The organism is Promicromonospora kroppenstedtii DSM 19349 (assembly GCF_000515355.1).
Classification (GTDB): domain Bacteria; phylum Actinomycetota; class Actinomycetes; order Actinomycetales; family Cellulomonadaceae; genus Promicromonospora; species Promicromonospora kroppenstedtii.
Genome location: NZ_KI911609.1, coordinates 36982 through 41600, shown reverse-complemented (window position 1 = coordinate 41600; position 4619 = coordinate 36982). Strand labels below are relative to the sequence as shown.

Here is a 4619-nt window from a genome sequence, read left to right as displayed (position 1 = left end):
CGGGTGGCTGCGCGACGTCGTCGTCCTGGCCGCCACCGGCCTCCTCGGCGCCCTCGCACTGCTCGCCTCCGGGACCGCCCTGCCCGGCGCCGTCCTGCTCGCAGCGCTCGCCGTGCTCGGCCTCGCGTTCGTCGCACTGGCGACCGGGCGCGACGCGCGTGACGATGGAGAGCACTGACCGCCGGCCGGAACAGGAGGGCCCCACATGTCCCCGAAGCTGCCCCGCTACACCGTCCCGTCCCTCACCCCCGAGCAGGGGGCGGAGGTCGCCGAGATCCTGCAGCAGCGGCTGCACGCGCTGAACGACCTGCACCTGACCCTCAAGCACGTGCACTGGAACGTGGTGGGCCCACACTTCATCGGCGTCCACGAGATGCTCGACCCGCAGGTCGACGCCGTACGCGCCATGGTCGACCAGATCGCCGAACGCATCGCCACCCTCGGCGTCGTGCCCATCGGCACCCCCGGCGCCCTGGTCGCCGCCCGCACCTGGGACGACTACGCCCTCGGCCGCGCCCCCGCCATCCAGCACCTCGCCGCGCTCGACGACGTCTATGCCGGAGTCATCACCTCCCACCGCAACGCCGCCGACGCCACCGCCAAGCTCGACGACGTCACCAACGACCTGCTCATCGGGCACCTGCACGACCTCGAGCAGTTCCACTGGTTCGTGCGCGCCCACCTCGAGTCGGCCTCCGGATCCATCACGGAGTAACACCCCACGGACAACGCGGAAGCGCAGGCCACCACGAGGTGACCTGCGCTTCCGCGAGCGGGACCGGGGTACCGCCCGGGACCCGACCGATCCCGCCGGCTCAGCCCACCGGCGTGAAGTCCCGGCTCCCCAGGAAGTCCGGCCGCGCACGCTCCGCCGCGAACGGCTCCACCGCCGTGTTCTCCACACTGTTGTAGACCAGGAAGATGTTCGACCGGGCATACGGCGAGATGTTGCCGTTCGACCCGTGCATGCAGTTGCAGTCGAACATGACCGCGCTCCCCGCACCACCGGCCAGCACGTCGATCCCGTGCACGTCCGCCATCCGGGTCAGGATGTCCTCGTCCGGCGTCCCCGCGTTCTGCATCACCAGCGACGACCTGTAGTTGTCGTTCGGCGTCCGGCCCGTACAGGACACATACGTCTTGTGCGTCCCCGGCATGATCATCAACGGACCGTTGAACGAGTAGTTGTCCGTCAACGAGATCGACACGCTCACCGTCCGCATCCGCGGCAGCCCGTCCTCCGCGTGCCACGTCTCGAAGTCCGAGTGCCACGCGAAGTCACCACCACCAAAGCCCGGCTTCAGGTTCACCCGGCTCTGATGGATGTACACGTCAGACCCCAGGATCTGCCGCGCCCGACCCACCACCCGCGGATCCCGCGCGATCCGCGCGAACACCTCGCTGCTGCGATGCACGTCGAAGATCGTCCGCACCTGCTGCGAACTGCCCTCCACGATCGTGCGCTCGTCCGCCCGCACCACCGGATCCGCCGACAACCGCGCCAGCTCCGCCCGGAAACCGTCCACCTCCTCCGCGGTGATCAGGTTCTCCAGCACCAGGTAACCGTCCCGGTCGAAACCGTCCAGCAACCCCTGGTCCAGCGGGCCGTCAGCCGCACCACCCCAGACCACCCGGTCCTGACGCGGCAGCTCCGCGGCGTCACCCTCCACCCGCGTCGGGTACAGGTCCTCACCCCCGAACCCGGCCGTCATACGGCAGCCTCCTCCTCGACGACCAACGGGTACACCCCGTCAGCGTCATGCACCTCCCGCCCCGTCACCGGCGGATTGAACGTACAGATCAACCGCAGGTCCGTCGTCGGACGCATCGTGTGCTTCTCGTTCCCGTCCAGCAGATACATCGTCCCGTCCGAGATCTCGTGCACCTCCCCCGTCTCCCGGTTCTCCAGCTCACCCGTACCACCCACGCAGTACACCGCCTCGACGTGGTTCGCGTACCACATCTCCGTCTCCGTACCCGCGTACATCACCGTCTCGTGGAACGAGAAACCCACACCCTCCGACGCCAGCACGAACCGCCGGCTCCGCCACGTCTCCGACCGCACATCCCGGTCGGTACCCTCCAGATCAGCCAGTCGAGTGACAATCACTTGCTCTCCTCTCCTCGGGGATCCCCATCCAGGACGTCGCTGCCCCGGACGTCACTGCCCTCACCCCGGTACACCGGCGCACCCAGCACCTCGGCGCTCGCCGCCGCGATGATGTCGACGCCGGACACCAGCTCGTCGGAGCTGGTGGTCAGGGCGGGCATGGTCTTGAGCACGTCGTCCTCCGGCCCGGAGGTCTCGACCAGCAGGCCGCGCTCGTACGCCGCGGCCGCGATCTTCGACGCCGCGGACGGCTCGGCGAACCTGATGCCGGTCAGGAACCCGCGCCCCTTGACGACGGCGCCGTCGTAGCCGTTCGCGATCTGCGCCAGCCCGGCGTGCAGCTCGGCGGCGCGGGCGCGCACGCCCGCGGCGAACTCGTCGTCGGCCCAGAACTGGTTCATTGCCGCGGTGGCCGTGACGAACGAGGTGTTCTGGCCGCGGAACGTGCCGTTGTGCTCGCCCGGCTCCCACTGGTCCAGCTCGGGGCGGATCAGCGTGAGCGCCATCGAGAGCCCGAAGCCGGAGATCGACTTGGACAGGCACACGATGTCGGGCACGATGCCCGACTCCTCGAAGCTGAAGAACTCGCCCGTGCGGCCACAGCCCGCCTGCACGTCGTCCAGGATCAGCAGGATCCCGTGCGCGCGGCACAGCTCGGACAGGGCGCGCAGCCACTCCGGCCGCGCGGCGCTCAGCCCGCCCTCACCCTGCACCGACTCCACGATGATCGCGGCCGGCTTGTCGACGCCGGACCCGCTGTCGCCCAGCACCCGCTCGAGCCACAGGAAGTCCTCCGTGGCGCCGGAGAAGTAGTCGTCGTACGGGATCTTCGAGCTGTTGGTCAGTGGCAGGCCCGCGCCGTTGCGCTTCATCGAGTTGCCGGTCACCGACAGCGCGCCCAGCGTCATCCCGTGGAACGCGTTGGTGAACGACAGGATGTGCTGGCGGCCGGTCACCTTGCGGGCGAGCTTGAGCGCGCTCTCCACCGAGTTGGTGCCCGTGGGCCCGGGGAACATCACCTTGTAGTCCAGGTCGCGCGGGCGCAGGATCCGGTCCCGGAACGTCGTCAGGAACTCGCGTTTGGGCGCCGTGTGCATGTCGAGCGCGTGGACGATCCCGCCGCTGCGCAGGTAGTCGACCAGCGCGTCCAGCAGGACGGGGTGGTTGTGCCCGTAGTTCAGGGCACCGGCCCCGGCGAAGAAGTCGAGATAGCTGCGGCCGTCCTCGGCCTGGATCGTACTGCCGGACGCCGTCGTGAACGTCGCGGGCCAGTTCCGGCAGTAGCTGCGGACCTGGGACTCGATCTCGTCGAAGACGCTGGTCGAGGAGGCCTCCGTGGAGCTGCTCGTGGGGTGGTCGGTGGGCATGGCGGTGTTCGGGCGCATGGCTCCTTTCCACGGTCCGGCCCTGGTGGCCGGACTCGGCTGGGGTCGTTCGGGGCGTGCCGGTGCGTACCCGTACGCACCGGGTCGTGCTGGGTCGTGCTGGGTCGTGCTCTGGGGATCGGTGACCGGGACGAGGTCAGGAGAGTGGCCCGATGCGGAACACGAGCTCCGCGTCATGGCCGTCCGGGAACGCCTCCGTGGGGAAGACGGTCCGCACGTCGACGGGCGCACCCTGGGCCGACGCGAAGGACATGAACAGGGCGATCGACGCCGTGTTGTCCGAGGTGATGGTGGTCTCGACGTGGGTGCACTCCGGGTGCTGACCCGCCAGGTGGGCGAGCATCCGGGACGCCAGCCGCTGGCCGCGGTAGGCGTGGTCGACGGCCACCTGCCAGACCATCAGCGTGGTCGGCTCGTCGGGCCGGACGTACCCCGTGACGAACCCGGCGGGCTCGTCGTCGACGGTGACGATCACCGAGGTCCGGGCGAAGTCTCGAGCCCAGAGGAGGTACGCGTAGGACGAGTTGAGGTCCAGCGTCTTGCTGTCGCGCGCCAGGCGCCACATCGCTGCTCCGTCATCGACGGTGGGCTCCCTCAGTGCCACCGTGGTCTCGGTCGGATGGATGTGCTTGAGTTCCTCTTCGAGGTTCTGCATGACAATTCGACCGTAACGAACTTGGTCGACAATTGCACATTGCGATCACGTGACGAACGCATGACCGGCGTGTTCCTGCGGCAAACTCGGGGTAACGCCACAGGGTCCCGCTGGGAGCCGCCGGAGGGCCGTCGGACCCGCGGGTACTGTGTCGCGGGTGACCGAGCCATTCATCCGTCAGTACCGCGTCGCCGACCGGGCCGACGTCGCCGACATCTGCGTCCGCACCGCTGCGGCCGGTGGCGACGCCCGCGGCGTCTACTCGTCCGACGACCTCATGCCCGAGGTGTACGCCCTGCCCTACGTGGACCACTCCCCCGACCTCGCGTGGGTGGTCGAGCACGAGGGCCGCGCCGCCGGGTACATCGTGGCCGCCGCCGACACCCGGGCGTTCGCCGAGTGGTGGGCACGCGAGTGGACGCCGGGCTTCGTCGCCCGCCACCCCGAGCCCGGCCCGGCCACCGGCGCC

5 protein-coding genes and 1 pseudogene are annotated in these 4619 nt (G+C 69.5%); 2 read left to right on the top strand and 4 right to left on the bottom strand.

The features are described 5' to 3' along the window. Nucleotides 1-205: 205 nt before the first annotated feature. Nucleotides 206-715 carry a Dps family protein gene (locus PROKR_RS03995; protein ID WP_036959712.1) on the top strand — a complete coding sequence of 170 codons (510 nt, stop codon included), beginning with the start codon at nt 206-208 and terminating at the stop codon, nt 713-715. 100 nt (nt 716-815) lie between these two features. Here PROKR_RS03995 and thpD read toward each other — a convergent pair whose 3' ends face one another. The 4 genes from thpD to ectA all read right to left on the bottom strand — a co-directional run bounded on the left by thpD (nt 816) and on the right by ectA (nt 4150). Further along, nucleotides 816-1712, bottom strand: coding sequence for an ectoine hydroxylase (gene thpD, locus PROKR_RS03990; protein WP_036959711.1), 897 nt, complete (start codon nt 1710-1712; stop codon nt 816-818). Further along, on the bottom strand, nt 1709-2110 hold the full coding sequence (locus PROKR_RS03985; RefSeq protein ID WP_036959709.1) for an ectoine synthase: 402 nt from the start codon (nt 2108-2110) through the stop codon (nt 1709-1711). Before PROKR_RS03985 ends, thpD begins: the two co-directional genes overlap by 4 nt. Further along, nucleotides 2107-3495 (bottom strand): diaminobutyrate--2-oxoglutarate transaminase, encoded by a 1389-nt coding sequence (gene ectB, locus PROKR_RS03980; protein WP_051432653.1) that lies wholly within the window; start codon nt 3493-3495, stop codon nt 2107-2109. The genes PROKR_RS03985 and ectB overlap by 4 nt, the downstream gene beginning before the upstream one ends. A gap of 136 nt (nt 3496-3631) precedes the next feature. After that, nucleotides 3632-4150 (bottom strand): diaminobutyrate acetyltransferase, encoded by a 519-nt coding sequence (gene ectA / locus PROKR_RS03975; RefSeq protein ID WP_036959708.1) that lies wholly within the window; start codon nt 4148-4150, stop codon nt 3632-3634. A 157-nt stretch (nt 4151-4307) separates the two neighbouring features. Here ectA and PROKR_RS33830 point away from each other — a divergent pair. Next, nucleotides 4308-4619 (top strand): annotated as a pseudogene (locus tag PROKR_RS33830) (GNAT family N-acetyltransferase); the annotation flags it as partial.

Excerpts from the sequence above, each read along its gene's own strand:
- ectB (WP_051432653.1), bottom strand. The coding sequence starts at position 3,495 with ATGCGCCCGAACACCGCCATGCCCACCGACCACCCCACGAGCAGCTCC.
- thpD (WP_036959711.1), bottom strand. The coding sequence starts at position 1,712 with ATGACGGCCGGGTTCGGGGGTGAGGACCTGTACCCGACGCGGGTGGAG.
- ectA (WP_036959708.1), bottom strand. The coding sequence starts at position 4,150 with ATGCAGAACCTCGAAGAGGAACTCAAGCACATCCATCCGACCGAGACC.
- PROKR_RS03995 (WP_036959712.1), top strand. The coding sequence starts at position 206 with ATGTCCCCGAAGCTGCCCCGCTACACCGTCCCGTCCCTCACCCCCGAG.